General features: G+C 52.4%; 1 pseudogene. It reads left to right on the top strand.

What is annotated here, in order from left to right:
- Position 1: 1 nt before the first annotated feature.
- Positions 2-250: pseudogene (locus AVJ23_RS22540) on the top strand (hypothetical protein); the annotation flags it as partial.

Raw genomic sequence — 250 nt, 5'->3', positions numbered from 1 at the left:
GATTTCAGCAGGCGATAAACCGGGGACGGTGACGATTGAACCCGGCCAAGCGGTTCGTATTATGACCGGTGCCGCGGTTCCGGCCGGCATTGACTATGTGATTCCTCAAGAACAAGCCCGAATTCAGGAAGACTCTGGAGTGACTTGGTTGTTGCTGAAAGGCGATGTTCCTAAACGAAACCATATTAAAGCCATTGGTTCCGATGTGAGCGAGGGGCAATGTGTCTTGAAAGCCGGGCATTGTTTGCGC

The sequence above is a fragment of the Pseudoponticoccus marisrubri genome, from assembly GCF_001482405.1.
GTDB lineage: Bacteria > Pseudomonadota > Alphaproteobacteria > Rhodobacterales > Rhodobacteraceae > Pseudoponticoccus > Pseudoponticoccus marisrubri.
Note: the sequence above shows the minus strand (reverse complement) of the source record. Positions and strands in the feature narration are given on the sequence as shown.